Consider the following 26,651-nt stretch of genomic DNA (forward strand, 5'->3'; position numbering starts at 1 on the left):
CAGGCACAGAAAAAGAAGGTCCAAATGCGGGCAAAAATTGCACTTTTCACCGATTTAGCAAAACTGTGGAGCAGTTCAAATTCTGGCCACCGCATGGCAGGTTCTTTTTTCAACAAAAAGATTGATCTCAGCCGGAGCCAAAAAATGCGCGCTTCGTGATACAAAGGAGTCTTTCGTCATTCGACAGTACGCAATACGTCTTTTCAGCCAGGGCGAGTCATGCAAGAAGAGCAGTCATTACAGCGAACGGTTACACGGTTATGCATTCAGTGTGGGCTTTTTTTACTGCAACACGGCGCGGAGAGCGCGTTGGTTGATGAACTTTCTACCCGACTTGGGCTGGCATTGGGGATGGACAGCGTCGAAAGCGCTATCTCCTCCAATGCTATCGTTCTGACCACCATTAAAGACGGGCAATGCCTGACCTCCACGCGAAAAAACCAGGATCGCGGCATTAATATGCATGTGGTCACGGAGGTTCAGCACATCGTCATTCTCGCTGAACACAAGCTGCTGGATTACAAAGCCGTCGAGAAGCGCTTCAGTCAGGTCAGACCCTTGCGCTATCCGCGCTGGCTGGTCGCGCTAATGGTCGGCCTCTCCTGTGCCTGCTTCTGTAAGCTGAATGATGGTGGTTGGGACGGCGCGGTGATTACCTTTTTTGCCAGTATGGTGGCAATGTATATTCGTCAGATCCTGGCACATCGCCATTTACATCCGCAGATCAACTTTTGCGTTACCGCATTTGTCGCGACCACCATTTCCGGTCTGATGCTGCATCTTCCTACCTTTAGCCAGACGCCCTCGGTGGCAATGGCCGCCAGCGTCTTGCTGCTGGTTCCCGGCTTTCCGCTGATCAATGCGGTGGCGGATATGTTTAAAGGACACATTAATACCGGTCTGGCGCGCTGGGCTATCGCCAGCCTGCTGACGCTCGCGACCTGCGTGGGCGTGGTTATGGCGCTGACACTTTGGGGGCTTCGCGGATGGGTATAATCGATTTCATTCTTGCGCTAATGCAGGACATGTTGCTTTCCGCGATCCCCGCCGTGGGGTTCGCGATGGTCTTTAACGTCCCGCACCGCGCGCTGCCCTGGTGTGCGCTGCTTGGCGCGCTCGGTCACGGTTCGCGGATGGTGATGATGACCGCCGGATTTAATATTGAATGGTCCACGTTTGTCGCCTCGCTGCTCGTCGGTAGCATTGGCATTCAATGGTCGCGCTGGTATCTGGCGCATCCCAAAGTGTTTACCGTTGCGGCGGTGATCCCGATGTTCCCTGGAATCTCAGCCTATACGGCGATGATCTCGGCGGTGAAAATCAGCCACTTCGGCTACAGCGAACCGTTGATGATTACGCTGTTGACCAATTTCCTGAAAGCCTCGTCGATTGTGGGCGCGCTTTCGATCGGACTCTCCGTGCCCGGCCTGTGGCTCTACCGGAAACGCCCACGCGTTTAATCGCCGCGGCAGGCGCATCCCTGCCGCTGCTCCTCATCGATGTGTTACTATAGAAGCAGTGTCCCTTCTCGGTTGCAGTCAGTCTTGAGAAACGTTATGTCATCCAGAATTTTGACCCCAGACGTCATTGGTATTGACGCCTTATTACACGATCATCAGACGGTGCTGGCGAAGTCAGAAGGCGGCGCGGTGGCGGTGTTTGCCAATAACGCCCCGGCCTTTTACGCGCTGACCCCCGCTCGTCTGGCACAACTGCTGGCGCTCGAAGAAAAGCTCGCCCGACCGGGGAGCGATGTGACGCTGGATGCACAGTTTTATGAAGAACCGCAGCCTGTACCGGTCGCCGTACCGCTGGGGAAATTCGCCATGTACCCCGACTGGCAGCCGGATGACGACTTTCAGCGTCAGGCCGCGCTGTGGGGCGTGGCGTTAAGAGAACCGGTCACCGCCGAAGAACTGGCCTCATTCGTGGCTTACTGGCAAGCGGAAGGCAAAGTTTTTCATCACGTGCAATGGCAGCAAAAACTGGCACGCAGCGTCCAGATCGGTCGCGCGAGCAATGGTGGCCTGCCAAAGCGCGATGTGAACACGGTCAGCGAACCAGATAATCAAATTCCACCGGGTTTTAGAGGTTAACCATGAAAAACGTTGGCGATCTGATGAAACGTCTGCAAAAAATGATGCCAGCCCATATCGAACCCGCGTTCAAAACGGGTGAAGAGCTACTGGCATGGCAGAAGGAGCAAGGTGAAATTCGCGCCGCCGCGCTGGCTCGCGAAAATCGGGCGATGAAAATGCAGCGCACCTTTAACCGTTCTGGCATTCGTCCGTTGCACCAGAACTGCTCGTTCGATAACTATCATGTTGAATGCGAAGGTCAGATGAATGCGCTGAGCAAAGCGCGCCAGTATGTGGAAGAGTTTGATGGCAACATCGCCAGTTTTATCTTCTCCGGCAAACCGGGGACGGGGAAAAACCATCTCGCTGCGGCAATCTGTAACGAACTGCTGCTGCGCGGAAAGTCGGTGCTGATTATCACCGTGGCAGACATCATGTCGGCGATGAAAGAGACGTTCAGCAATCGCCAGACCAGCGAAGAACAGTTGCTGAACGATCTCAGCAATGTTGATCTACTGGTCATTGATGAGATCGGCGTACAAACCGAATCGCGCTATGAAAAAGTGATCATCAACCAGATCGTCGATCGTCGTTCCTCTTCAAAGCGCCCGACCGGCATGCTCACCAACAGCAATATGGAAGAAATGACCAAGCTGCTGGGTGAACGCGTGATGGATCGCATGCGACTGGGCAACAGCCTGTGGGTGATCTTCAACTGGGACAGTTTCCGCAGTCGGGTAACCGGCAAAGAGTATTAAGACCATTCTTAGACTGAGCGGCGCTATACTTCGACGAAGGTCTATACACGAGTAATCATAATGAAAACGACAAAACGTTTGCTGTGCTGCGCGATAGCGGCCAGCGCCTGCTTCGCAGCCAATACTTTCGCCGCCTCCTGGCAAGACTCGCTCTCCAGCGCCGCCAGCGAACTGAGCAAGCAGAGTACCACCTCATCGCAAAGCGGCACGTCGCTCTCTTCCCTGACCAGCCTGCTGAATGGCGGCAACCAGGCACTGAGTGCAAACAATATGAATAACGCAGCCGGGATTTTACAGTACTGCGCGAAGCAGAAGCTGGCTTCCGTTACCGATGCGGAAAATGTGAAAAATCAGGTACTGGATAAACTGGGTCTCGGCGCAACCGAGCAAAAACAGGACACCAACTATCTGGACGGTATTCAGGGTCTGCTCAATACCAAAGATGGTCAGCAGCTTAACCTGAACAACATCGGCAGCACGCCGCTCGCAGAAAAAGTGAAAACCAAAGCCTGCGACCTGGTGCTCAAACAGGGTATGAGCTTTATTTCCTGATTCCCGACGCCGCGTTTTGGCCGTTTTTAGCCAGACGCGGCGCTTCTCGTCCCTTTTGGCCCTTCTCTTTTGCCCACCTCAGGAACAACGGGAGGTGACGGCGATCAAAAAAGTCCCGATCTAAACCAATTCTGAATAACAACGTAATTAAATGTCACTAGAATTGCAGCTAAGTGACAACCCCATTACATTGTACTTTCTGTAAACGCTGAACTGCCAGTCGAACACCTGGTTTAGAGCCTTATCGCAAGGCTATTTGTGAGGATCGTCCGTTGTCTGAGTTACTCTCCATCGCGCTGTTTCTTGCCTCTGTACTGATTTATGCCTGGAAAGCGGGTCGCAACACCTGGTGGTTTATCGCCACCCTGACGGTGCTGGGACTTTTTGTGGTTCTGAATATCACGCTATTTGCCAGCGACTATTTCACAGGTGATGGCATTAACGATGCAGTACTCTACACGTTGACGAACAGTCTGACGGGGGCCGGTGTCGGCAAATACATTCTGCCGGGCATTGGCATTGCGCTGGCGCTCGTGGCGGTGTTTGGCACGCTGGGCTGGGTGCTGCGTCGTCGCCGTCATCATCCTCACCATTTTGGTTACAGCCTGCTGGCATTGCTGTTGGCGCTGGGTTCCGTCGATGCCAGCCCGGCATTTCGTCAGATCAGCGAGCTGGTCAAATCTCAGACCCGCGACGGCGATCCCGATTTCGCGGCCTACTATAAAGAACCGGCGAAAAGCATACCCAACCCGAAGCTGAATCTGGTGTACATCTACGGTGAAAGCCTGGAGCGAACCTATTTCGACAATGAGGCCTTCCCGGAACTCACTCCGGAACTCGGCGCGTTGAAAAACGAAGGTATGGATTTTAGCCATACCCAGCAGTTACCGGGAACAGACTACACCATCGCCGGGATGGTCGCCTCCCAGTGTGGCATCCCCCTGTTCGCACCGTTTGAAGGCAATGCGTCAGCATCGGTCTCCAGCTTCTTCCCGCAGAATCTCTGTCTTGGGGATATCCTGAAAAACTCCGGCTACCAGAACCACTTTGTGCAGGGCGCAAACCTGCGTTTTGCCGGGAAAGACGTGTTCCTGAAGTCCCACGGCTTCGATTATCTGTATGGCGCCGAAGAACTAAAAAGCGTCGTCGCCGATCCAAATTACCGTAACGATTGGGATTTCTATGACGATACGGTACTGGATGAAGCGTGGAAGAAGTTCGAAGCACTCTCTCGCTCCGGCCAGCGTTTTTCGTTGTTTACCCTGACGGTCGATACCCATCATCCGGATGGTTTTATCTCGCGCGCCTGTCAGCGCAAACGCTATGATTTCGACGGTAAACCCAATCAGTCTTTTAGCGCCGTCAGCTGTAGCCAGGAAAACATCGCGGCGTTTATCAATAAAATCAAAGCCTCACCGTGGTTTAAAGATACCGTCATTGTGGTCTCTTCAGACCATCTGGCGATGAACAACAGCGCATGGAAATACCTGAACAAACAGGATCGTAACAACCTGTTCTTCGTGATCCGTGGCGACAAGCCTCAGCAGGAGACACTGGCGGTCAAACGTAACACCATGGATAACGGCGCGACGGTACTGGATATTCTCGGCGGCGATAACTATATCGGCCTGGGACGCAGCAGCCTGTCGGGTCAGTCGATGTCGGAAGTGTTCCTCAACAGTAAAGAAAAGGTCCTTGCCATGAAGCCGGACATTATTCGCCTGTGGAACTTCCCGAAAGAGATGAAAGACTTCACCGTCGACCGGGATAAAAATATGATCGCCTTCTCCGGCAGCCATTTCCGTCTGCCGCTGCTGTTGAGGATATCGGATAAGCGCGTCGAACCCCTCCCGGAAAGCGAATACTCCGCCCCGCTGCGCTTCCAGCTTGCCGATTTTGCCCCTCGCGATAACTTCGTCTGGGTCGATCGCTGCTACAAAATGGGCCAGTTATGGTCACCGGCGCTGGCGCTCTCAACCGACTGGTGCGTCTCGCAGGGCCAGCTTGGCGGAGAGCAAATCGTCCAGCATGTTGATAAAGCGCAGTGGAAAGGTAAAACGGCCTTTAAAGACACGGTGATCGACATGGAGCGCTATAAAGGCAACGTCGATACCCTGAAAATCGTCGACAACGACATCCGCTATAAAGCCGACAGTTTTGTCTTCAACGTGGCGGGCGCACCGGAAGAGGTGAAGCAGTTCAGCGGGATTTCTCGTCCGGAATCCTGGGGACGCTGGTCCAACGCGCAGCTGGCGGAAGAAGTGAAGATCGAGTACAAACAGCCGCTGCCGAAAAAATTCGACCTGGTGATCACTGCGAAAGCCTTTGGCGACAATGCCAATCGCCCGATTCCGGTGCGTGTAGGCCAGGAAGAGCAGACGCTGGTGTTAAGTCACGATGTCACCACCATCACGCTGCATTTCGACAACCCGACGGATGCGGATACGCTGGTGATTGTCCCGCCCGATCCGGTCTCGACCAACGAAGGCAACATCCTCGGCCACTCACCGCGTAAGCTGGGGATCGGGATGGTTGAAATCAAAGTGGTCAGCGCCCAGGGCTGACCACCGGTGATAAAAAAACAGCGCCCAACACAACCCCGGGCGCTGCATGGCAATCGTCAGAACGTAATCACCCCTTTGATTAGCGTCCGGTTATTAATCACATCGCGTTCGAAGACCTCCGCTAGTTGGCTAAACGGATAGCGATGCGTAAGCATCATTTCAGCGTTCAGTTTGCCTTCCGCCATCAGTCGTCCCACCTTCGCAAAATCCTCCGGCGTGGCGTTACGACTGCCCATCATCGTGGTCTCTTTCTTGTGAAATTCCGGGTCAGAGAACTGCAAGTCGCCTTTGAACAGCCCGACAAAAACAATGGTGCCGCCGTGGCGGATCAGGTTAACGGTATTGTTCATGGCATGCTGGTTACCCGTCGCATCGAGCACCTTCTGCGCCAGCGAACCGCCAAATTGCGAACGTAGCTGAGCCTCAAAATCGTCCGCAGAGGGATCCACCACCGGCAGGCCGAGGCGGGAAGTCACGTGTTCGCGACGAGCGATACTGGTATCGGCCACCACCACCTGTGCCCCATCAGCCCTCGCAATCGCTGCCGCCCCGATCCCAATCGGCCCGGCCCCAACGACCAGCACCTGATCACCCGGTGCGATCGCTGCCCGACGCACCGCATGTGCGCTGATCGCGTAAGGCTCGATCAAGGCTGCCGCGTGAGGATCAATCCCTTCCGCCAGCAACAGATTGGTCACCGGAACGCTGAGATACTCGCTAAACCCCCCATCCTGATGCACGCCGATCACGGAGATCTTTTCACAGCAGTTCGTCCGTCCCCCCAGACACGCCGGACACTGCTGGCACGCAACGTAGGGAATTACCGCCACCTGCTGACCCACCTTAAATTGCGTTACCTTCTCGCCGAGCGTCACAATATCCCCACATATTTCATGGCCTAATACGCGTGGATAACTGAAAAAAGGTTGATTGCCTCCCCAGGCATGAATATCGGTTCCACATATACCGACAGACTTAATTTTAATTAATGCTTCATGTTTATCCGGAATCGGAATGTCGCGTTTCTCATGAATTAATTTCCTGGGTTCCTGGCAAATCAACATATTCATTGTGGACATCGTTATGCGCTCCTGTTTCTTTGTTGCTTCAGATATTGATGAAAATAGAAATAGCCGCGTAACGAGAAAGCTAATTTGTGAAACCCTGCGCATTAAAATGTTTTAAATCGGGTTTTAATGCAGGCAAAAGGAGATCCCGATGAGCCGTTCGCAAAATTTACGTCACAATGTCATTAACCAGGTGATCGATGATATGGCGCGCGGTCATCTTCCTTCCCCGCTGCCGTCGCAAAGCGCATTAGCCGAGATGTACAACATCAGTCGCACCACGGTGCGGCACATGCTCAATCACCTCAGCGAGTGCGGCGTATTGACCCTGGTCGGCAACGACCATGTCATTACCCGTAGCCCTGAACATGATGATGGTTTTGCCTGTACTACCGCCTCCATGGCGGAGCAAAATCGTATTTTTGAGCAGGCGTTTTATACGATGATTAACCAGCGCCAGCTTCGCGCTGGCGAGACGTTTTCTGAACTTCAACTGGCCCGGATGGCGGGCGTCAGCCCGGTAGTGGTGCGAGAATACCTTTTAAAATTTGGGCGTTACAATCTCATCCAGAGTGAAAAGCGCGGCCAGTGGAGCATGAAAAAGTTCGATCAGTCCTATGCCGAACAGCTTTTTGAGCTGCGCGAGATGCTGGAAACCCATGCGCTACAACACTTTCTCAATTTGCCGGATGACGATCCGCGCTGGCTGCAGGCAAAAATGTTGCTTGAACGCCACCGTCTGCTGCGCGACAGCGTCGGTAGCAACTTCCGCATGTTCTCCCTGTTAGACCGTGATTTTCACGCGCTGCTGCTCTCTGCCGCCGACAATATATTTTTTAATCAGTCGCTTGAAATCATCTCCGTGATCTTCCATTTCCATTACCAATGGGATGAACGCGATCTTAAACAACGCAATATCATCGCCATTGATGAGCACATGACCATCCTCAGCGCGCTGATTTGCCGCAGCGATCTCGATGCGCTTCTTGCGCTGCGAAACCACCTGAATACGGCGAAACAATCGATGATTCGCTCCATCCGACAAGAAAATGAATGAATTAAAAACACATTAAAAACAACAAACCTTTAGCAAGAGCACGATTTCATACAACGCATACAGCACCATGATGACTTTCTGCTTACTTTCTGATTAGGCAGGATTCACTATGAATTTTTCCGCCAGTACAAATGTTGGTTTTATTCGTTGATCCCTGGGAGCAAGTAGAAAATGAACAAGATAATAGCCGTGCTGATTACTGTTTGTACTTTTTTTCTGCCATTCACCATTCAGGCTAAACCGCTTTCTATTAAAGTCGCATATGAGAATAATCCAGGCGAGCCATTAGATGTGGTGATGCGCTACTGGGCTGAGATTCTGAATAAAAAGAGTGATGGAGAAATAACGCTGGTTCTCTATCCCAGCTCACAGCTAGGGTCAAAACAAGATGTGACTGAACAAGCCATGATGGGAATGAACGTCATCACGCTCACCGATGTGGCTTTTCTCGCCGATTACGAACCTGATTTAGGTATTTTGTTTGGACCTTATCTGACCGATGACCCGCAGAAACTCTTCAAAATTTATGAGAGCGACTGGTTTCGTCAAAAAAATGAAGACCTGAAGAAAAAAGGAATTCATGTGGTGATGAACAATTATCTGTATGGCACCCGTCAGATTATTTCTAAAAAACCGATTCGCAAAGTGGAAGATCTTGCGGGAATGAAGATCCGCGTACCGAATAACGTGATGCAAATTAAAGCCATTCAGGCAATGGGTGCCACACCAACCCCAATGCCGCTGGGTGAGGTTTACCCTGCGCTGACTCAGGGCGTTATTGATGGCGTCGAAAACCCAATTTCGGTTCTGCAAGGGCAAAAACTGTTTGAGCAGGCGAAATATCTGTCGATGGTAAATTACCTGACCAACACCTCGGTATGGATTGGCGGCGAAGCCTTTTTCAGTACGCTCTCTCCTGAGCAACTGGAATTGATTCATTCAACGGGTTATGAAGCCGGCCTTTACAGCCAGAAATTAACGATTGAACGCGACGCCGAAATGCTGAAGAGCATGGAAGCGGAAGGCGTTGAAGTTATTTATCCGGATACCGAAGCATTCCGCCAGAAAGCACGCGAAGTTTACTCGCAATTCCCGGAGTGGACACCGGGCTTGTATGAAACCATTCAACAGCAACTGCAATAAATACAGGCACAGAGCGCCCAACGCCTTTTCCTCTCAAGGCCAGGGCGACTCTCTGAAGGAGGATTAATGCGTTTCTTTGGCAAGCTTGTAGAACTGAGCGCAGCACTGGCACTGTTTATCCTGGTGATAATGACCATTGCAGCCGTATTCATGCGCTATTTTGTAGGACAGCCCATTCAATGGACTGAGGAAATGTCCGGACTGCTGATGATTTGGGTTGTGATGTTGGGCGGAGTGGTGGCTGAACGCGATCGGGCGCATCTGACTATTCCTTTTGTCGTCGATATGTTTCCACATAAAGTCAAACGCATTATTGCCACGCTGGTTGCCCTGCTTTCCATTGGGTTGCTGGTTTATATGGCCTGGCTGGGTTACCGACTGGCGGAAATGGCGCAGTATAAGGTCACGCAAATATTGAAAGTTTCCTGGTTCTGGATTGATATCGCTGTTCCCGTCGGTACTCTGGCAACGGCAATTTATACGCTCTACTGGTTAATTAACGACGTTAAACAGGTAGATGTCGGCGAGGAAAAACAATGAGCTGGTTATTGATTATTCCACTAATGATCGTGTGCTTATTTCTGAATATTCGTGTGTATCTGGCAATGTTTATCGGCATTATTGCCTATTTCCTCTTTTTTTCCACGGTTCCGATTGAAATTGCCGTTCAGCGGTTAATTGCGCCAACCCAGAGCCCATCATTGCTGGCGATACCTTTCTTTATTCTGTTGGGTACGCTGATGAGTTATACCGGTATTGCAGAACGTATTCTGCAAGTGGCGAATATTCTGGTGGGTAAAATGCGGGGCGGACTCGGTGTCGCCAATATTCTGGTCAGTACCATGATGGGAGGGGTCAGCGCCTCAAACCTGGCCGACGCGGCGATGCTGTCGCGCATGATGGTTCCTGAGATGGAGCGTAAAGGCTACAACCGTGCCTTCGCTGCTGCAATCACCGCCGGAGGGTCTCTCGTCACTCCAATCATCCCGCCGGGGATTGCCCTGATTATTTATGGCCTGGTGGCAGACGTCTCCATCGGAAAGATGTTCATGGCCGGTCTGATTCCGGGTCTGCTCTGTGCGGTACTGTTAATGATTACGGTTTATCTGGTTGCCCGTAAAACGAACGCTAAGCCCTCACGCGACACCTGGCCTACCGGTAAGGAAGCGCTCTTTTCTATTGGACAAGCCTGGCCCGCGCTGTTTTTGATTTTTGCCGTCGTAGGAGGGATTCGCGCCAACATCTTCACTCCAACAGAAGCCGGCGCGGCTGCGGTACTCATTGTGTTGATCATCGGTTTCTTCATTTATCGTCAAATGACCCTTGGCCATGTCGTAAAAGCGCTGGGAGAAACGGCACGGGCAACGGCATCGGTCATGTTAGTCATCATGGCAAGTGCCGCGCTCGGTTGGATCTTCTCAATGGAACATGCCGGCGTCGCGGTGGCGAACTTTGTCACGACGCTGACAGAAAACAAATACATGTTCCTGTTAATTATCAATATTCTTTTGCTGACACTGGGGATGTTTCTTGAAGGGAATGCCATTCTGCTGATTCTGGTTCCATTGCTTAAACCTGTCGTGGCGCATTTTGGTATCGACCCGGTACACTTTGGTATCATCATGATCTTCAACCTTTCTATCGGCGCCTTCACGCCGCCGGTTGGCACCGTCATGTTACTGGTCTGCAATATTACTCAGGTTTCAGTCGGACAGTTTTTCCGTCAATCTCTGCCGTTGCTGGGGACTTTATTGCTCATGCTGTTGCTGGTGACCTACATACCGGCCATTTCGTTATTACTCGTTTAACCCGTTAACACCGTAAAGTCCCCGCTGCCGGGGACTTTTCCCTGTGGCGGGGCACCGCGTTATACTGCCCACACTGTCACCTTAATCCCGGTATCGTTATGCACATTACCTTTCGCCCAACCACACTGGCAGATGCTGCCGCCCTGCCCGCCATTGAACGCTCAGCAGGACAGCGCTTTTTAGACGTGCCGGAACTGGCATGGATCGCGGACGATCGCATTGTCAGCGTAGAACAGCATCGGGAATATGCCGGTAAGGGGATGAGTTGGCTGGCGCAGGTTGACGACAGACCCGTTGGATTTCTGCTGGGCGAAGCAATGGAATCGTCCCTGTATATTGCCGAATTTTCGCTGCATCTGGCGTGGCAGGGTAAAGGCATTGGCCGTCAGTTAGTAGACACAGTCGCGCAGTGGGCGCGCGAGCAGGGCTTTACCTCTCTGACGCTCACCACTTTTCGCCATGTCGACTGGAACGCGCCGCTGTATCAACATCTGGGATTTGAAATACTGGAAGATGACGCGTTGCCGACAGCATTGCGCCAGAAGCGAGAGGAAGAGACAGCGCATGGTATCGCGTTTGAATCACGTTGTGCCATGCGCCTGATGCTTAATTAAAACGTTTCCCAGTTATCCCCGGTCTCCGCCACAGCGGCTTTACGCGGTTGAACCGTCGTGGAAGCGGGCTTAACGCTGGCAACGTCACGCGCACGCCGCTGTTCCTGCTGGATGTGGAACACGGCAACGGCCTGAGTCAGACGACTGGCCTGCTCTTCCAGCGCGGCGGCAGCGGCGGCGGACTCTTCCACCAGCGAGGCGTTCTGCTGGGTGACGCGATCCATTTCCGCTACGGCCAGACCCACCTGGTCAATCCCACGACTTTGCTCATCGGAAGCCGACGCGATCTCGCCCATGATGTCGGTCACGCGGGTAACCGCATTCACGATCTCATCCATGGTTTCACCGGCGCTTTCTACCAGCGTAGAACCGACGTCAACACGGCTGACGGAGTCTTCAATCAGGCTCTTGATCTCACGTGCTGCCTGCGCGCTGCGCTGCGCGAGGTTACGCACTTCACCAGCAACCACCGCAAAACCACGCCCCTGCTCACCGGCACGCGCCGCTTCTACCGCCGCGTTCAGCGCCAGAATGTTGGTCTGGAAGGCAATGCCGTCGATCACGCTGATGATGTCAGCAATTTTCTGTGAACTGGAGGCGATATCACGCATGGTTTGCACCACGTTATCGACCACTTTCCCGCCTTTCTGCGCCGTTTCGGACGCGCTCAGCGCCAGATGGCTGGCCTGACGGGCGTTTTCGGCGTTCTGCTTAACGGTGGCCGTCAGCTCTTCCATGCTCGCCGCCGTCTCTTCCAGAGACGCCGCCTGCTGCTCGGTACGGGAAGAGAGATCGTTGTTACCCATCGCGATTTCGCTGGCACCGCTGTAAATGGCGTTCGCGCCGTTACGCACGTCGCCCACGGTACGCACCAGCTCACCCTGCATGTGGCGCAGGCTTTCCGCCAGTTGGCCCATTTCATTGGTGCCTTCCACATCAATACGCTTCACCAGATCGCCGCTGGCAATATGACGAATGCTCGCGATCAGGCGGTTCATCGGTGCTATCAGCGACAGCTTGATGCCAAACCAGACGGCAATAATGACCACCAGCACCGCCAACAACACGCTGACCAGAACCCACATCGCCTGGCTGTATGAGCGGTTGTTGTCCTCTACCGCCAGGTCATACAGGCGGTCGTTCTGTTGCAGATAGTTCACATACTGCTTCTCAAAACCGTCCTGATATCCTTGAGTGGGCTGATCGAAAAACTCGTTGATTTTCCCGGCACCCAGCAACTGGATCAGTTCAGCTAACGCGTTGTGATAGATGTCGTAATTGCGTTTGATTTCCGCCGATGCCGCTTCGCTTTGCCGCGGGTCACGCGGTAACGCTTCGTAATCCGTCCAGTTCTTTTCCGCCTGTTTCAGGGAGACACTGGCAATCTGCATCAGATCCGCAACGGTCGCACCGCTACCGATATTGCTCTGATCCATCATGTAGCGGATACCCGCACGGTTAAGGGTGTTACGCGTTTGCAACAGCGCCACCCAACTGCCATTCAGCGTGGACTGCTGCTGACGAATAGTTTGCAGAACGGTGAAGTTCTCTTTGTCATTTTTCAATGCATTAAAGAACAATCCGCCTGAAGTGAGTTGTAAAAGGCCAAATAAAACCAGAACCAACAGTAGGCTGGTCACAATCTTGATACGTTTTAACATGTTTTCTCTTTCCGCTAGACAGATACACTGGTTTTCGGCCCGGAATGAGAAAACTTTATGTAATCGCAGGGGGTATCACAGGAAATTTGTTCAATTAACTGGCAAAAAATGCGATTACCCTCTACCCGAACGGGAATCAGGCGAGGATGCCTCGCCCATTCTGCCTTATCTCAGCGCGGAAATGTCCGCAAACAGAGAACGGGTAATCGTCACGCCTTCCTGCAGTGATTTCTCCCGCGAACGGAAGCGCCTTTCTCCCGGCAGTCGCGCCCCCTGCGCCTGCATCGCGGCAAACAGGGTTTCTGCCCGCTCCAGATGGAGATGCGCCTCATCCCCGAGGAATCGGGACGGGTCAAACGCCAGAATCAGCTCACCGCCGTACGGCAGACCGCCCGCCCCGTCATCCCAGGCCAGCGATTCCGCGCTGGTCATATCACCGATGAGCGGCCCTGCCAGCAGTTCAACCATTGCTGCAAACGCCGAGCCCTTGTGACCGCCAAAGGTCAGCATGGCACCGTTTAATACCGCCTGCGGATCGGTTGACGGTTGCCCCTCACTGTCGATGCCCCACCCTTCCGGGATCGCTTTTCCGGCTCGCTGATGCAACTGGATCTCGCCGCGCGCCGCTGCGCTGGTTGCCATATCAAAAATGTAAGGCGGTTTGCCTTTACGCGGCCAGCCAAAGGCGATGGGGTTCGTGCCAAACAGCGGGCGCGTACCGCCTGCCGGGGCGACCCAGGCGTGGCTTGGCGTACAGGCGTAACCCACCAGTCCGGCGTCCGTCAGCGGTTCAATGTCCGCAAACAACGCGGAAAAGTGAACACAGCTGTTGATCGCCAACGCCGCAATGCCGCACGTGCTGGCTTTACTGATGAGCAACGGCAGCGCCTGTTCATAAGCCACCAGCGAGAACGCGCCGCCAGCGTCCGCCCTGACGATTGCGGGCGCCCGATCGGAAATCTGCGGACGTGCATCAGCGGAGACTTTTCCTTTACGCAGGGTCTCGACGATCCCCAACAATCGCCATAACCCGTGAGACGCGCAGCCATCACGCTCGCCTGCCGTCACGTTACGCGCGATGGCATCCGCATGTTCCGCGCTAAAGCCGTTGGTGCTCAGCACCTCACGCGCCAGCGTGTAAGCCTCAGATAGTGTGAGGTTTACTGTTTCCATGTTGTTCTCCTTATGATGTTGTCGGCAATAAGCGTAGTCGGTATTCGCCAGTCGTTGGCGGATTTTTCTTTGTGATCTCAGTCACATAATATCCGTCGTTCAGCGATCCTCTTTACCGCTTACTGACACTTCTGACCGCTTAACTCACCATTTGACCGCTCACTTATTTACCGTACTTTACGCGCGCGACTCTCTGGCAAGATCGTCACCAGCATAGCAGTCCAATTACCTCTTCAAACGCAACCCAAACCAAACGGCTTCGGCCAATTATTAATCTTATAAAACCAGGTTTTACTATGGATACGAAAAAGATATTCAAGCACATACCCTGGGTGATCCTCGGGATCATCGGGGCATTCTGCCTCTCGGTTGTCGCCTTACGCCGGGGTGAACACGTCAGCGCCCTGTGGATCGTGGTCGCTTCCGTGTCGGTATATCTGGTGGCTTACCGCTACTACAGTCTGTACATCGCCCAGAAGGTGATGAAGCTCGACCCTACACGTTCGACACCTGCGGTCATCAATAACGATGGCCTGAACTACGTTCCAACCAACCGCTATGTCCTGTTCGGACACCACTTTGCCGCCATCGCTGGCGCCGGTCCGCTGGTCGGTCCGGTTCTGGCCGCGCAGATGGGCTACCTGCCTGGTACCCTGTGGCTGCTGGCGGGCGTCGTGCTGGCGGGTGCGGTTCAGGACTTCATGGTGCTGTTTATCTCTTCTCGCCGTAACGGCGCGTCGCTTGGCGAGATGATTAAAGAAGAGATGGGCTCCGTGCCGGGGACGATTGCGCTGTTTGGCTGCTTCTTAATTATGATCATCATCCTTGCGGTACTGGCGCTGATCGTCGTAAAAGCGCTGGCCGAAAGTCCGTGGGGGGTCTTCACCGTTTGCTCCACCGTGCCTATTGCGCTGTTCATGGGGATCTACATGCGCTTCCTGCGTCCGGGACGTGTAGGTGAAGTGTCGGTGATTGGTATTGTTCTGCTGGTGGCATCTATTTACTTCGGTGGCGTGATTGCTCACGACCCGTACTGGGGTCCGGCGCTGACCTTTAAAGACACCACCATTACCTTTGCACTGATCGGCTATGCGTTTGTGTCTGCACTGCTGCCGGTATGGCTGATCCTCGCCCCGCGCGACTATCTGGCCACCTTCCTGAAAATCGGCGTTATCGTCGGCCTGGCGCTGGGTATTGTGATCCTCAACCCTGAGCTGAAAATGCCGGCCATGACGCAGTACATCGACGGTACCGGTCCGCTGTGGAAAGGGGCCCTGTTCCCGTTCCTGTTCATTACCATCGCCTGTGGCGCTGTCTCTGGCTTCCACGCGCTGATCTCTTCCGGTACCACCCCGAAACTGCTGGCCTGTGAAACTGACGCCCGCTTCATCGGTTACGGTGCGATGCTGATGGAATCCTTCGTGGCGATTATGGCGCTGGTTGCGGCTTCCATTATCGAACCGGGTCTCTACTTTGCGATGAACACCCCACCGGCAGGCCTGGGCATTACGATGCCGAACCTGCATGAAATGGGGGGTGAGAACGCGCCGCTTATTATGGCGCAGTTGAAAGACGTGACCGCGCATGCGGCGGCAACCGTCAGCTCATGGGGCTTCGTGATTTCGCCTGAGCAGATCCTGCAAACGGCGAAAGACATCGGCGAACCGTCCGTTCTGAACCGTGCCGGTGGTGCACCGACGCTGGCGGTTGGTATCGCGCACGTATTCCACAAAGTACTGCCGATGGCTGACATGGGCTTCTGGTACCACTTCGGTATTCTGTTTGAAGCGCTGTTCATCCTGACCGCACTGGATGCGGGTACGCGTTCCGGTCGATTCATGCTGCAGGACCTGTTGGGTAACTTCGTACCGTTCCTGAAGAAAACCGACTCTCTGGTTGCCGGTATCATTGGTACGGCGGGTTGTGTAGGCCTGTGGGGCTACCTGCTGTATCAGGGCGTGGTCGATCCGCTGGGCGGCGTTAAGAGCCTGTGGCCGCTGTTCGGTATCTCTAACCAGATGCTGGCAGCCGTGGCGCTGGTTCTGGGTACCGTGGTACTGATTAAAATGCAGCGCACCAAATACATCTGGGTGACCGTTATCCCGGCTGTGTGGCTGCTGATCTGCACCACCTGGGCGCTGGGTCTGAAACTGTTCAGCACCAACCCGCAGATGGAAGGCTTCTTCTACATGGCTAACCAGTACAAAGAGAAGATTGCCAACGGCGGCGAACTGACCGCTCAGCAGATTGCCAACATGAATCACATCGTTGTGAACAACTACACTAACGCAGGCCTGAGTATTCTGTTCCTGGTGGTGGTGTACAGCATCATCTTCTACGGTTTCAAAACCTGGATGAATGTGCGCAACGTGGACAAACGTACCGATAAAGAAACCCCGTACGTTCCGATTCCTGAAGGCGGCGTGAAAACCTCTTCACATCACTAAGCTGACGCCGGGTAACGTTTCGCTTACCCGGCCTACAGAATGCTGTAAGCGTAGGCCGGATAAGGCGAAAGCCGCCATCCGGCTTTAATCATTCACGAGGCGGCACAATGTTTGGTAACTTAGGTCAGGCAAAAAAATATCTCGGCCAGGCGGCAAAGATGTTGATTGGTATTCCAGACTACGACAACTACGTCGAGCATATGCAAACCAACCATCCGGACAAGCCGTACATGAGCTATGAAGAATTCTTCCGCGAGCGCCAACAGGCGCGCTACGGCGGCGACGGTAAAGGCGGCATGCGCTGCTGTTAGAAGGAGAAGTGAATGACCCCGATTGCAGTCACCCTACTCACCGGTTTTCTTGGCGCAGGTAAAACTACTCTGCTGCGCCACATCCTCAACGAAGAACACGGCTATAAGATTGCCGTTATCGAAAACGAATTCGGCGAAGTGTCCGTTGACGATCAGCTGATTGGCGATCGCGCCACGCAGATCAAAACCCTGACCAACGGCTGCATCTGCTGTACGCGTTCGAACGAACTGGAGGACGCGCTGTTAGACCTTCTCGACAACCTCGATAAGGGCAATATCAGCTTCGATCGTCTGGTGATTGAATGCACCGGCATGGCCGATCCCGGCCCGATTATTCAGACCTTTTTCTCGCACGAGATCCTTTGCCAGCGCTATCTGTTGGACGGCGTTATTGCACTGGTCGATGCGGTCCATGCCGACGATCAGATGAACCAGTTCACGATTGCCCAGTCGCAGGTTGGCTACGCCGATCGCATCCTGCTGACCAAAACCGATGTCGCAGGCGAAAGCGAGAAACTGCGCGAACGTCTGGCGCGTATCAACGCCCGCGCGCCGGTTTATACCGTGACACATGGCGATATCGATCTCTCCCTGCTGTTCGACACCAACGGCTTTATGCTGGAAGAGAACGTCGTTAGCGCTAAACCGCGCTTCCACTTCATCGCCGACAAGCAGAACGATATCTCTTCTATTGTGGTGGAACTGGATTACCCGGTGGATATCAGCGACGTCTCCCGCGTGATGGAAAACCTGCTGCTGGAGTCCGCAGAAAAACTGCTGCGTTACAAAGGGATGTTGTGGATTGAAGGCGAACCGAACCGTCTGCTGTTCCAGGGCGTGCAACGCCTGTACAGCGCCGACTGGGATCGCCCGTGGGGCGATGAACCGCCGCACAGCACGCTTGTGTTTATCGGCATTCAGTTGCCGGAAGAAGAGATCAGAACCGCGTTTGCGGGGCTTAAGAAGTCGTGATTCCCGTGCCCGATGGCGCTTCGCTTATCGGGCCTACGCCGATTTGTAGGCCCGATAAGGCGTAGCCGCCATCCGGCATCTACACACGAGTAAACACTCACTATTTCTTGTTTTGCTCCCGTAGCATCGCTTCCCGCAGAATCGCGTTAAGTCGGGTCTGATACCCTTTGCCCGGACGCTTCAACCATTCCATCACATCGGCGTCAATCCGTACGGACGCCTGAGTTTTTAGCGGGCGAAAAAACTTACCGCGTACCGCGTCAGACCACTGCGCCTCTTCCGAGGAGGGAATATCGCTGTAATCAATTTCATCATCGGATTGCTTCGCCAGCGCGTTGAGTTCAGCTTCATGCTGAGCACTGAGCGCGGATTGTGTACCGCGTTTATGTTTAACCATGCTCATAACGATTCCTCTCTTTACGATCCGCCTTTCGGGCGCTGATGATGCGAATGACTTCAATGCCGCTTTCAAACCGAATGCTGTGGGCAACCAGAATAATCACGATGCCATGAACGAGACCGATTGTTTGCCAGCGATATTCCCCGTTCTCTATGCGATCCTGTCGTGACAGATGTCGGGGATCGTCGAATACCAGAATCGCATCTTCAAAACGGACACCGTGTTTACCGACGTTGCTTTTTGCCTTGTTTGCATCCCATTCAAACTCCGTTGGCATATCACGCTTCCTGATTGTATATACAAAAAAGTATAGACAATTATCTTATGAGTATAACGACGCTGTTGGAAAAAGCATCACAATTTACGTATTTTTCTGCCTGCGTTCATGTGTGGATTAGCTGAGATCGCTATGAGGAACCTCACTCCACCACCACAAACCGTGTCGCGGCGAAGCAGTTCAATATCCGGTGGACCAGAAAAACCATGGTCAACGTCACCACCAGCGCCACGGTCACTGAGGTGATGCGATACAGATCGCTGAACACTAAGTCGCTGTCCGGGTGCAGGTTCTGGCCGAACATAATGCCGATAGTGGTGATGCTGGCGAAGCCAACGCCTGCACCCACTTTTTCCATCACGTGCAGACGGGCGCTGAAGGCCAGCCCGAGGCCAATCAGCGGCATCATCAGCAGCATATGGTTACTGAAATCATAAATAAGTAACTGCACCACCAGAATGTAGAGACAGGCCAGCACCACGCCCACGACGCGCCAGATAGAACTCAGGACCGCGCCGCGATAATGCATGGGAAACAGAATCAAAATCCCCGCCATCAGCGCCGACAGCGAATCACTCAGATCGCAGACCTGAAAGATGACAAAAATCATCGTCGCCACGCTCCCGGAAAGCAGCGATTCATGGCGAACGCGGGCGTCATCTTTCTCAATGCGCGGCGGCGGCTTGCGTGGTTCCACGTCGGGGATCAGATAGTGCAGCAGCGCGCTCAGCGCCACCGCCATCACGCAGGCTTCCATGTTGGAAAACATCAGCGTGTGCCAGTTCGTGGGGGAATAGCTCATAAAGTTGAGCATCGTGCTCTGGCAGACCACGCCCATTGACCCCAGCAAAAACAGCGGCCCCTTGCTCATAAAGCGAAAGCGCAGGACGTACAGACCAAACACCACCAGCGTCATGATCACCGGCCACTGCGAGAGATAACCAACGATAAGCACCATTTCGACGCAGTTCACCGCTGCACTGAACACAAACTGTCGCGCCACGTGGCGGTTGAATACCGGCACCAACGACATCAGCATCAGTGGATAAACCACGAAGAAAACGCCGTACTGCACGTTGTAAAAGGTCGAAATACTCAGCGCGATCGTCCCGGCAACGGCTATCCGCAGGGTCTGGCGAAAGTCGTTCGCCGTATAGACGATATTGTCATGTGGCGTAAACACACGCGCCAGCGTGTTAATAGACATAATGCAGCCAGCTAACCAGATGAATTTGCGCGCCGGCAAAGGTGCGGGCAAACGGCCCTTCACTGTTGTACAACTGCACCGTCGCGCGGGCACCGGTCGGCAACGGTTTATCCAGTGGCTCACTCAGCGTCACATGAATACGCATCCGCTGCGCATCGCGCACCCAGCGCGTGGATTGCTCCGGCTGCGACAACTGACCGTTGACCGCTTCCTGTCCGGCGAGGATCCCGGCATCGCTGCTGGTCACGCGCGCACGGAACACTTTGCCCGGCATGGCATCAAATACCACGGCGGCATCGGTGTTCACGCGGGTATGACGCAGGCTTTTCTCGCGAAAATCGGCCACGATATCCGTCTGGTTGCTGACCAGCGCCAGCAGCGGCGTGGCGGCGGTGGCGTAAAGCCCGGCGTTAAGCTGGAGATTACTCACCGTCCCGTCCGTCTCTGCGTGCACTTTTGTCCATGCCAGATTCAGCTGCGCCTCTTCCAGCGCATTACGATATTTTTGCAGCGTCACGTTATGGCTATCTTCACGCTCGCCACGCTGGATCAGCAGATTCTGGATGTTGGCATGCAGGGCGGTTACCGACTGTTCGCTGGTTTGCCAGGTCGTCCGCACCTTGTCGAGATCCGCCTGCGACACGTTCTGCATCGTGCTTAACCGCTGATAGCGATCGAACGTCAGCTTGTCATTACGCGCAGTATATTCGGCAGTACGCAGACTGGCGCGGGCAGAGGCAATCTGCGCATCCAGTTGCTGATTGCTCAGTCTGGCCTGCGCAAAGGCGATTTGCGCGGCCTCGACTTTATTGATAAATGGCGTGGGATCCAGCTCATAAAGCAGATCGCCTTTTTTCACCTGGCTATTATTGCGCACATAGACGTGCGAGACGTATCCGGAAACGCGCGACGAAACCGGCGTGACCGAGCGCATCACCGTGGAGTCCGGCGTCAACGGGATCCAGATATCGGCAACGATAAACCAGGCGAATATGGCAAGGAAAGCGGCAATACTCACCCTTACCCAACGGGCAAATTTCTGTTCTGGGGTCATCATAGTTTTTTAGTGTTGATTATCTTCTTCGCGGATTGTCCGCAAATTGCAGGCGATTAAATTTAGGGTGGCGCTGAAGGAAGCGAGATCCGCTTCAGGTATGGAACGCGTGACGCGATGTTGATAGGCCTCAATCACCCGATTTAACTCTTCCAGCCGGGCACGGCCTTCCGCGGTCAGCATAAGCAGGCGGATGCGTTTGTCATATGGCGATGTGGAACGCACCAGATAGCCCTGATTTTCCAGTTGCGTGAGAGTGCGCATCAGCGGCGGCAGTTCAATGCCCTGCACCTCCGCCAGTTCGCTGACCGAGACGTTATCGCCCAACTGATGCAGTTGCATCAGTACCGTCCAACTGGACTGGGTCAGGCCGGTATCGGTAATAGCCGCATCAATAATGGCACGCCATTGACGCACTACCATCGCCATACGCATTCCCATCGGGCGGCGGGCAAACCGCTCATCTTCAGTCATGTGTCTTTCCTCTCTTAGCGAAAGGGAAAATAATACTTATCAGGGTAAGTATCAAGAAACATACTGTCAGGAAGCATAAATTGATAAATTTTCTGAATGTAAAAAAGGCCGGACAGGGTCAACATCCAGCCTCTGACTCCCGAAATCGCGCTAGTCAATCTGATCCCGGCGTAATCCCAGGTCTTTGAGCCGTTCATCGCTCATCTGTTGCAGGATCCGTCGGGTCTGTACCTGCAAGCGCCATTTTTTAAACGCTCGCCAGATCAGGACAAAACCAATAAACGGCTGCTTCGCTCTGTTTTCATGAAATTCCATACTCCACCCCCTCGCCTACCAGAGCCTTTATTCTGGCGGTTTCCGGGCTGAACAATACAGATTCAAAAACAGCTTTTATTTAACATACAGATCCGCTAAAACAGTCTCTGCACCGCACATTTTCCGCCTGTCTGTACTGATTTTTGCATCTGTATGGCATCTTCGAGGGATACAGCATGACGCGTTACCAACATCTGGCCAACCTGCTGGCCGAGCGTATTGAACAAGGGCTGTATCGTCACGGAGAAAAACTGCCGTCGGTGCGCAGTCTGAGTCAGGAGCACGGGGTCAGCATTAGCACTGTGCAGCAGGCGTATCAGGTACTGGAATCACTGCAACTCATCACGCCGCAGCCCCGCTCAGGTTACTTCGTCGCACCGCAGAAAGCGCAGCCGCCGGTCCCGCCGATGTCGCGTCCGGTACAGCGTCCGGTTGAGATTACCCAATGGGAGCAGGTGCTGAACATGCTGGAAGGCCATCACGACCAATCGGTTATCCCGCTTAGCAGCGGTATTCCGGATGTCAGCCAACCCAGTCTGAAACCGCTCTGGCGCGAACTCAGTCGCGTAGCACAACACAATCTAAGTGCGATTCTGGGCTACGATGAACTGGCTGGCAGCCTCGCACTACGCCAACAAATCGCGAGGCTGATGCTTGATGGCGGTTCGGTTGTTAACGCCGATGATCTGGTGATCACCAGCGGCAGTCAAAGCGGCATGTCGCTGGCACTGCTGGCCGTCTGCCAGCCTGGAGACATTGTGGCCGTGGAATCCCCGGCTTATTACGGCACCATGCAACTGCTGCGTGGCTTAGGGATCAAAGTGATTGAAATCCCGACGGATCCGGATACCGGCATCAGTATTGAAGCGCTGGAGCTGGCGCTGGAACAATGGCCGATCAAAGGGGTAATTCTGGTGCCGAATTGCAACAATCCGCTGGGGTTTATCATGCCGGATGCCCGTAAGCGGGCCGTACTGGCGCTTGCCCAACGCCACGACATTGTGATTTTTGAAGATGATGTGTATGGCGAGCTGGCGACAGAGTATCCCCGTCCCAGAACCCTTCATTCCTGGGATATCGACGGTCGGGTTATCCTTTGCAGTTCATTCACCAAATCGGTCGCCCCCGGCCTGCGCGTTGGCTGGGTCGCACCGGGTCGTTATCATGACAAACTGCTGCACATGAAATACGCCGTCATTGGCACTAACGTTCCCGCCACACAGCTGGCCGCGACGGCGTTTGTCCGGGAGGGGCACTATCATCGCCACGTTCGGCGAATGCGCCAGATTTATCAGCGTAACAGGGAGATGTATACCTGCTGGGCGCGGGAATATTTTCCCTGTGGGATCTGCGTTACGCGGCCAAAAGGCGGTTTTATGCTGTGGGTTGAACTCCCGGAGCAGGTCGACATGGTTTGTGTCGCCAAACAGCTCTGTCGCCTGAAAATTCAGGTCGCGCCGGGTTCATTGTTTTCCGCATCCGGAAAATACCGCAACTGCGTGCGCATAAACTGCGCGCTCCCGCCCAATGAAAAGCATCGGGATGTGATGCAGAAACTGGGTGAGGCGTTAAAGGTGGCGATGGAAGAAGTCGCGACGCCAGGGGCCGTGAACCTGTGATATAACAAATCATCACTTTGTCGGAGGCGCTGACCGTGACCCATACCCGAGATATTCCGCAATCGTTCTGGCGCGATGAACGGCTTACGTGGCTGGAACTGCGCAGCACCTGGCGCAGTCATCAGGCCTATAAGCGTCATCATCATCCGCAACTCTCTATTGGGGCCATTCTGGAAGGTGAAACCTGCTGCGTCAGCCACGGCAAAGAATATCGCCTGCAGGTGGGCGATCTGATTGTGATCCCGCCACTGGTGCCTCACAGCTGTAACCCTGTCGACGGACAGTTTCGCAGCTACCATATGCTCTACCTTGACGCCGACTGGTGCCTTGCTCAGTTGCCCGAACTGACGCCCCACACACCACTCTTCGCACCGAATCCGGTGGTCCGCAACCCACAACGCTTTCAGCACTTTCTGGATCTTGTTGCGTTAATGGAGAAGCGGCAAACCGCACCGCTTGTCGATGCCGCCCGCCTCCTGTTGCGCGCGCTCCCCTTGCAGTCAGGAAATCCGCAGCGTTCGCGTGCGACCAGTCAGTCTCTGAAAGCGCGACTGCAACGCAATTTGCTTTCTCCACCGTCGCTTGATGACGTCGCGCAAGAGTTCGGCATGCGTAAAGAAACGCTGATCCGCACCTTTAAGCAGGACACCGGTCTGACGCCGGGCAGCTATCTGAACATCGCGCGGATCGATTTTGCCAGGACGCGACTGCGCGCCGGAGACGACATCGCCGACGTCGGTTATCAGAGCGGTTTTGCCGACCAGAGTCATTTCCACCGTACCTTTGTCAGCTATACCGCCGCCACGCCGCGCCAGTATGCGCGGGCACGATCAATATCAGACAATAATTAGCGTTTCACCGGGCGTAACGTGACCTCAGGTTTGCACACTGAGGTCACTATGGAAGCGTTGTCTGTACTCTTTCCCCCAGCATTTCCCGCACTGGCGCTGGCGCACTTTGTGGCACTGCTCAGCCCCGGACCAGATTTCTTTTTGCTGGTGGGCTACGCCGTTCGCTATCAATTGCGCGGTAGCGCCGGGCTGTGCCTGGGGATCGCCGCCGGTAATGGGATCTATATCCTGCTGGCGATTGCCGGCTGGGGAATTCTCCGTCAGTATCCTCTGCTCTTCACGCTGATCGCGCTGCTGGGCGCACTCTATTTACTGTGGATCGGTAGTCTGCTGTTACGCAGTCGTCCGCAAGCGCTGACGGGCGCAGATGCCCAGTCCACGTGTCCAGGCCTGGGCAAACAGGTGCTGCTGGGGCTGGGGTCATCGCTGCTCAATCCGAAAAACGCCCTGTTCTATCTGGCGCTGATGACCGCCCTGCTTGGCCCGTCAGTGACGCTGTTGCAGCAGGCCGTCAGCGGCGTCTGGATGACCAGCGTCGTGCTAGGCTGGGATCTGTTGATTGTGATGGGAATTGGCCTGCCGTTTGTCCAGCGACGGCTCAGTCATGGGATCGTGTGGATCGAACGCATTGCCGGGGCCGTGTTGATCGCCTTCGGCTGCGGGATCGTCTGGCGTTTTCTCTTCCCGTAGACCACTGGCGCGCGGAATGTTTTCAGCTCAATCTATTGACTAACATCAAATTATAATGAAACTTAAGGTGTATATTTTCCGTTCAACTTACTTTTCCCGAGGTGTGATGTGCTGATAACCATTTGTAATCGATACACATTCTGACACAGGTCAGAATGTGTTCCCCTGTCTGTGATTCCCCATGGGCAGTGCTTTTGATTACATGAAATTCAGTACATCCGCAGTCTGCTGTTCTCTATTTTCTGCCTGATGTCCCTGTGACAGTATTGAATTTCGTTGTTCCCGTTAAGGGGTTCTCCACATGGAGTTCGTTTTGTATGCAATGGATTATTGAGTTTTTCAAGCGGCACGCCACGACGCTGTTCTTTCCGATGGCGCTGATTCTGTACGATTTTGCCGCCTATCTGTCGACGGACCTGATTCAACCAGGCATCATCAACGTCGTGAGAGAGTTTGATGCCGATGTCAGTCTGGCACCGGCAGCGGTCAGTCTTTATCTCGCGGGGGGGATGGCGCTGCAATGGCTGCTGGGGCCGCTTTCCGACAGGATCGGTCGTCGTCCGGTACTGGTCACGGGGGCGCTCATCTTTGCTCTCGCCTGTACCGCCACGCTGTTCACCACCTCAATGACACAGTTCCTGGCGGCACGCGTGGTGCAGGGCACCAGCATCTGCTTTATCGCGACGGTCGGTTATGTCACGGTGCAGGAAGCGTTCGGGCAGACAAAAGCCATCAAGCTGATGGCGATCATCACCTCTATCGTGCTGGTGGCGCCGATCATCGGCCCGCTTTCCGGCGCGGCGCTGATGCACTTCGTCCACTGGAAAGTGCTGTTTGCCATTATTGCGGTGATGGGTTTTATCGCCTTTATGGGCCTGTTGCTGGCGATGCCGGAAACGGTCCAGCGCGGTGCGGTGCCATTTAGCGCGATCGGCGTCGTACGCGATTTCCGTGATGTCTTTCGCAACCGCGTGTTCCTCTTTGGGGTCGCCACGATCTCGTTGAGTTACATCCCGATGATGAGCTGGGTCGCCGTTTCCCCGGTGATCCTGATCGACGCGGGCGGCATGAGTTCCTCACAGTTCGCCTGGGTGCAGGTCCCGGTATTTGGTGCGGTGATCGTCGCCAACATGGTCGTTGCACGTTTTGTGAAAGATCCGACCGACCCACGCTTTATCTGGCGTGCGGTGCCGATTCAACTCAGCGGCCTGTTTGTACTGATTGCCGGGAACCTTTTCTGGCCTCACGTGTGGCTGTGGTCGGTACTGGGCACCAGCCTGTATGCGTTTGGTATCGGGCTTATCTTCCCGACGCTGTTTCGCTTCACGCTGTTTACCAACAATCTGCCGAAAGGCACCGTGTCAGCCTCGCTGAACATGGTTATCCTGGCGGTCATGGCCGTTTCCGTCGAAATCGGGCGTGGACTGTGGTTTAACGGCGGCAGGATCCCGTTTCACCTGCTGGCGGTGATTGCGGGTGTGGCGGTGGTATTCACGTTGAAAGGGTTGTTAGCGCGGGTGCGTCAGTATCAGGCAACGGAGCTGGCAACAGAGAAGTAA

27 protein-coding genes are annotated in these 26,651 nt (G+C 54.2%); 18 read left to right on the top strand and 9 right to left on the bottom strand.

The genetic code is table 11. The annotated features are described in order from the left end of the window. Nucleotides 1-219: 219 nt before the first annotated feature. The 6 genes from OGY35_RS11155 to opgB all read left to right on the top strand — a co-directional run bounded on the left by OGY35_RS11155 (nucleotide 220) and on the right by opgB (nucleotide 5,952). Nucleotides 220-996, top strand: coding sequence for a threonine/serine exporter family protein (locus OGY35_RS11155; RefSeq protein ID WP_286632300.1), 777 nt, complete (start codon nucleotides 220-222; stop codon nucleotides 994-996). After that, nucleotides 987-1,460 (top strand): threonine/serine exporter, encoded by a 474-nt coding sequence (locus OGY35_RS11160; protein WP_152402053.1) that lies wholly within the window; start codon nucleotides 987-989, stop codon nucleotides 1,458-1,460. The genes OGY35_RS11155 and OGY35_RS11160 overlap by 10 nt, the downstream gene beginning before the upstream one ends. A 96-nt stretch (nucleotides 1,461-1,556) precedes the next feature. Then, the gene (dnaT, locus tag OGY35_RS11165; RefSeq protein WP_152402051.1) at nucleotides 1,557-2,096 is read left to right on the top strand and encodes a primosomal protein DnaT; all 540 of its coding nucleotides are present in this window, start codon (nucleotides 1,557-1,559) and stop codon (nucleotides 2,094-2,096) included. Between the two features lie 2 nt (nucleotides 2,097-2,098). Continuing rightward, on the top strand, nucleotides 2,099-2,836 hold the full coding sequence (gene dnaC, locus OGY35_RS11170) for a replicative helicase loader DnaC (RefSeq protein ID WP_042321989.1): 738 nt from the start codon (nucleotides 2,099-2,101) through the stop codon (nucleotides 2,834-2,836). A 57-nt stretch (nucleotides 2,837-2,893) separates the two neighbouring features. Further along, complete coding sequence (locus OGY35_RS11175; protein ID WP_152402048.1) at nucleotides 2,894-3,388, top strand: YjjA family protein; 495 nt, start codon at nucleotides 2,894-2,896, stop codon at nucleotides 3,386-3,388. 272 nt (nucleotides 3,389-3,660) lie between these two features. After that, nucleotides 3,661-5,952 carry a phosphatidylglycerol--membrane-oligosaccharide glycerophosphotransferase gene (opgB, locus tag OGY35_RS11180; RefSeq protein ID WP_286632301.1) on the top strand — a complete coding sequence of 764 codons (2,292 nt, stop codon included), beginning with the start codon at nucleotides 3,661-3,663 and terminating at the stop codon, nucleotides 5,950-5,952. A 56-nt stretch (nucleotides 5,953-6,008) separates the two neighbouring features. Here opgB and OGY35_RS11185 read toward each other — a convergent pair whose 3' ends face one another. Next, nucleotides 6,009-7,031, bottom strand: a complete 1,023-nt coding sequence (locus tag OGY35_RS11185; protein ID WP_286632302.1) for a zinc-binding alcohol dehydrogenase family protein — start codon at nucleotides 7,029-7,031, stop codon at nucleotides 6,009-6,011. A gap of 139 nt (nucleotides 7,032-7,170) precedes the next feature. On the opposite strand from OGY35_RS11185, the gene OGY35_RS11190 reads away from it, so the two are divergent. The 5 genes from OGY35_RS11190 (at nucleotide 7,171) to OGY35_RS11210 (ending at nucleotide 11,641) form a co-directional block, all read left to right on the top strand. Then, on the top strand, nucleotides 7,171-8,076 hold the full coding sequence (locus OGY35_RS11190; RefSeq protein ID WP_178825967.1) for a GntR family transcriptional regulator: 906 nt from the start codon (nucleotides 7,171-7,173) through the stop codon (nucleotides 8,074-8,076). A gap of 171 nt (nucleotides 8,077-8,247) precedes the next feature. Continuing rightward, entirely contained in the window at nucleotides 8,248-9,219 is a 972-nt protein-coding gene (locus OGY35_RS11195; RefSeq protein WP_046487101.1) for a C4-dicarboxylate TRAP transporter substrate-binding protein, read from the top strand. Between the two features lie 66 nt (nucleotides 9,220-9,285). Further along, complete coding sequence (locus tag OGY35_RS11200; RefSeq protein WP_152402040.1) at nucleotides 9,286-9,759, top strand: TRAP transporter small permease; 474 nt, start codon at nucleotides 9,286-9,288, stop codon at nucleotides 9,757-9,759. Beyond that, nucleotides 9,756-11,027, top strand: coding sequence for a TRAP transporter large permease (locus OGY35_RS11205; protein WP_286632303.1), 1,272 nt, complete (start codon nucleotides 9,756-9,758; stop codon nucleotides 11,025-11,027). The genes OGY35_RS11200 and OGY35_RS11205 overlap by 4 nt, the downstream gene beginning before the upstream one ends. Nucleotides 11,028-11,125: 98 nt before the next feature. After that, nucleotides 11,126-11,641: a GNAT family N-acetyltransferase gene (locus OGY35_RS11210; protein WP_286632304.1), complete on the top strand. Its 516-nt coding sequence runs from the start codon at nucleotides 11,126-11,128 to the stop codon at nucleotides 11,639-11,641. Here the strand turns inward: OGY35_RS11210 and tsr are convergent. Both tsr and OGY35_RS11220 read right to left on the bottom strand, forming a co-directional pair. Continuing rightward, nucleotides 11,638-13,302 carry a methyl-accepting chemotaxis protein gene (tsr, locus tag OGY35_RS11215; RefSeq protein WP_286632305.1) on the bottom strand — a complete coding sequence of 555 codons (1,665 nt, stop codon included), beginning with the start codon at nucleotides 13,300-13,302 and terminating at the stop codon, nucleotides 11,638-11,640. The genes OGY35_RS11210 and tsr overlap by 4 nt on opposite strands. Before the next feature lie 165 nt (nucleotides 13,303-13,467). After that, nucleotides 13,468-14,475, bottom strand: a complete 1,008-nt coding sequence (locus OGY35_RS11220; protein WP_286632306.1) for an Ldh family oxidoreductase — start codon at nucleotides 14,473-14,475, stop codon at nucleotides 13,468-13,470. Nucleotides 14,476-14,771: 296 nt separating this feature from the next. On the opposite strand from OGY35_RS11220, the gene btsT reads away from it, so the two are divergent. From btsT to yjiA, 3 genes are all read left to right on the top strand, one after another. Further along, the gene (btsT, locus tag OGY35_RS11225; protein WP_152402030.1) at nucleotides 14,772-16,922 is read left to right on the top strand and encodes a pyruvate/proton symporter BtsT; all 2,151 of its coding nucleotides are present in this window, start codon (nucleotides 14,772-14,774) and stop codon (nucleotides 16,920-16,922) included. A 107-nt stretch (nucleotides 16,923-17,029) separates the two neighbouring features. Further along, nucleotides 17,030-17,233 carry a YbdD/YjiX family protein gene (locus tag OGY35_RS11230; protein WP_024130742.1) on the top strand — a complete coding sequence of 68 codons (204 nt, stop codon included), beginning with the start codon at nucleotides 17,030-17,032 and terminating at the stop codon, nucleotides 17,231-17,233. Nucleotides 17,234-17,245: 12 nt separating this feature from the next. Next, nucleotides 17,246-18,205: a GTPase gene (gene yjiA, locus OGY35_RS11235; RefSeq protein WP_152402028.1), complete on the top strand. Its 960-nt coding sequence runs from the start codon at nucleotides 17,246-17,248 to the stop codon at nucleotides 18,203-18,205. A gap of 100 nt (nucleotides 18,206-18,305) precedes the next feature. Here yjiA and OGY35_RS11240 read toward each other — a convergent pair whose 3' ends face one another. The 6 genes from OGY35_RS11240 to OGY35_RS11265 all read right to left on the bottom strand — a co-directional run bounded on the left by OGY35_RS11240 (nucleotide 18,306) and on the right by OGY35_RS11265 (nucleotide 21,932). After that, nucleotides 18,306-18,608, bottom strand: coding sequence for a BrnA antitoxin family protein (locus OGY35_RS11240; protein ID WP_152402026.1), 303 nt, complete (start codon nucleotides 18,606-18,608; stop codon nucleotides 18,306-18,308). Further along, nucleotides 18,595-18,882 carry a BrnT family toxin gene (locus OGY35_RS11245; RefSeq protein ID WP_178823202.1) on the bottom strand — a complete coding sequence of 96 codons (288 nt, stop codon included), beginning with the start codon at nucleotides 18,880-18,882 and terminating at the stop codon, nucleotides 18,595-18,597. The genes OGY35_RS11240 and OGY35_RS11245 overlap by 14 nt, the downstream gene beginning before the upstream one ends. Before the next feature lie 142 nt (nucleotides 18,883-19,024). Next, entirely contained in the window at nucleotides 19,025-20,089 is a 1,065-nt protein-coding gene (locus tag OGY35_RS11250) for a DUF2955 domain-containing protein (RefSeq protein WP_286632307.1), read from the bottom strand. Continuing rightward, nucleotides 20,079-21,146: an HlyD family secretion protein gene (locus OGY35_RS11255; protein WP_286632308.1), complete on the bottom strand. Its 1,068-nt coding sequence runs from the start codon at nucleotides 21,144-21,146 to the stop codon at nucleotides 20,079-20,081. Before OGY35_RS11255 ends, OGY35_RS11250 begins: the two co-directional genes overlap by 11 nt. 6 nt (nucleotides 21,147-21,152) lie before the next feature. Beyond that, nucleotides 21,153-21,617 carry a MarR family transcriptional regulator gene (locus OGY35_RS11260; RefSeq protein WP_286632309.1) on the bottom strand — a complete coding sequence of 155 codons (465 nt, stop codon included), beginning with the start codon at nucleotides 21,615-21,617 and terminating at the stop codon, nucleotides 21,153-21,155. Between the two features lie 150 nt (nucleotides 21,618-21,767). After that, nucleotides 21,768-21,932, bottom strand: a complete 165-nt coding sequence (locus tag OGY35_RS11265) for a DUF1127 domain-containing protein (protein WP_152402016.1) — start codon at nucleotides 21,930-21,932, stop codon at nucleotides 21,768-21,770. Between the two features lie 176 nt (nucleotides 21,933-22,108). Here OGY35_RS11265 and OGY35_RS11270 point away from each other — a divergent pair, with 176 nt between their 5' ends. The 4 genes from OGY35_RS11270 to mdtM all read left to right on the top strand — a co-directional run bounded on the left by OGY35_RS11270 (nucleotide 22,109) and on the right by mdtM (nucleotide 26,651). Then, complete coding sequence (locus OGY35_RS11270) at nucleotides 22,109-23,551, top strand: aminotransferase-like domain-containing protein (protein ID WP_286632310.1); 1,443 nt, start codon at nucleotides 22,109-22,111, stop codon at nucleotides 23,549-23,551. A 35-nt stretch (nucleotides 23,552-23,586) separates the two neighbouring features. Next, complete coding sequence (locus OGY35_RS11275; protein ID WP_152401981.1) at nucleotides 23,587-24,402, top strand: helix-turn-helix transcriptional regulator; 816 nt, start codon at nucleotides 23,587-23,589, stop codon at nucleotides 24,400-24,402. A gap of 48 nt (nucleotides 24,403-24,450) precedes the next feature. Further along, the gene (locus tag OGY35_RS11280) at nucleotides 24,451-25,092 is read left to right on the top strand and encodes a LysE family translocator (RefSeq protein ID WP_286632311.1); all 642 of its coding nucleotides are present in this window, start codon (nucleotides 24,451-24,453) and stop codon (nucleotides 25,090-25,092) included. Nucleotides 25,093-25,418: 326 nt separating this feature from the next. Continuing rightward, nucleotides 25,419-26,651, top strand: a complete 1,233-nt coding sequence (gene mdtM, locus OGY35_RS11285) for a multidrug efflux MFS transporter MdtM (protein WP_187697500.1) — start codon at nucleotides 25,419-25,421, stop codon at nucleotides 26,649-26,651.

The organism is Citrobacter sp. Ct235 (assembly GCF_030332305.1).
In the GTDB taxonomy this organism is placed as follows: domain Bacteria; phylum Pseudomonadota; class Gammaproteobacteria; order Enterobacterales; family Enterobacteriaceae; genus Citrobacter_A; species Citrobacter_A telavivensis.

Excerpts from the sequence above, each read along its gene's own strand:
- OGY35_RS11155 (WP_286632300.1), top strand. The coding sequence starts at position 220 with ATGCAAGAAGAGCAGTCATTACAGCGAACGGTTACACGGTTATGCATT.
- OGY35_RS11160 (WP_152402053.1), top strand. The coding sequence starts at position 987 with ATGGGTATAATCGATTTCATTCTTGCGCTAATGCAGGACATGTTGCTT.
- dnaT (WP_152402051.1), top strand. The coding sequence starts at position 1,557 with ATGTCATCCAGAATTTTGACCCCAGACGTCATTGGTATTGACGCCTTA.
- dnaC (WP_042321989.1), top strand. The coding sequence starts at position 2,099 with ATGAAAAACGTTGGCGATCTGATGAAACGTCTGCAAAAAATGATGCCA.
- OGY35_RS11185 (WP_286632302.1), bottom strand. The coding sequence starts at position 7,031 with ATGTCCACAATGAATATGTTGATTTGCCAGGAACCCAGGAAATTAATT.
- OGY35_RS11190 (WP_178825967.1), top strand. The coding sequence starts at position 7,171 with ATGAGCCGTTCGCAAAATTTACGTCACAATGTCATTAACCAGGTGATC.
- OGY35_RS11195 (WP_046487101.1), top strand. The coding sequence starts at position 8,248 with ATGAACAAGATAATAGCCGTGCTGATTACTGTTTGTACTTTTTTTCTG.
- OGY35_RS11200 (WP_152402040.1), top strand. The coding sequence starts at position 9,286 with ATGCGTTTCTTTGGCAAGCTTGTAGAACTGAGCGCAGCACTGGCACTG.
- OGY35_RS11205 (WP_286632303.1), top strand. The coding sequence starts at position 9,756 with ATGAGCTGGTTATTGATTATTCCACTAATGATCGTGTGCTTATTTCTG.
- OGY35_RS11210 (WP_286632304.1), top strand. The coding sequence starts at position 11,126 with ATGCACATTACCTTTCGCCCAACCACACTGGCAGATGCTGCCGCCCTG.
- tsr (WP_286632305.1), bottom strand. The coding sequence starts at position 13,302 with ATGTTAAAACGTATCAAGATTGTGACCAGCCTACTGTTGGTTCTGGTT.
- OGY35_RS11220 (WP_286632306.1), bottom strand. The coding sequence starts at position 14,475 with ATGGAAACAGTAAACCTCACACTATCTGAGGCTTACACGCTGGCGCGT.
- btsT (WP_152402030.1), top strand. The coding sequence starts at position 14,772 with ATGGATACGAAAAAGATATTCAAGCACATACCCTGGGTGATCCTCGGG.
- OGY35_RS11230 (WP_024130742.1), top strand. The coding sequence starts at position 17,030 with ATGTTTGGTAACTTAGGTCAGGCAAAAAAATATCTCGGCCAGGCGGCA.
- yjiA (WP_152402028.1), top strand. The coding sequence starts at position 17,246 with ATGACCCCGATTGCAGTCACCCTACTCACCGGTTTTCTTGGCGCAGGT.
- OGY35_RS11240 (WP_152402026.1), bottom strand. The coding sequence starts at position 18,608 with ATGAGCATGGTTAAACATAAACGCGGTACACAATCCGCGCTCAGTGCT.
- OGY35_RS11245 (WP_178823202.1), bottom strand. The coding sequence starts at position 18,882 with ATGCCAACGGAGTTTGAATGGGATGCAAACAAGGCAAAAAGCAACGTC.
- OGY35_RS11250 (WP_286632307.1), bottom strand. The coding sequence starts at position 20,089 with ATGTCTATTAACACGCTGGCGCGTGTGTTTACGCCACATGACAATATC.
- OGY35_RS11255 (WP_286632308.1), bottom strand. The coding sequence starts at position 21,146 with ATGATGACCCCAGAACAGAAATTTGCCCGTTGGGTAAGGGTGAGTATT.
- OGY35_RS11260 (WP_286632309.1), bottom strand. The coding sequence starts at position 21,617 with ATGACTGAAGATGAGCGGTTTGCCCGCCGCCCGATGGGAATGCGTATG.
- OGY35_RS11265 (WP_152402016.1), bottom strand. The coding sequence starts at position 21,932 with ATGGAATTTCATGAAAACAGAGCGAAGCAGCCGTTTATTGGTTTTGTC.
- OGY35_RS11270 (WP_286632310.1), top strand. The coding sequence starts at position 22,109 with ATGACGCGTTACCAACATCTGGCCAACCTGCTGGCCGAGCGTATTGAA.
- OGY35_RS11280 (WP_286632311.1), top strand. The coding sequence starts at position 24,451 with ATGGAAGCGTTGTCTGTACTCTTTCCCCCAGCATTTCCCGCACTGGCG.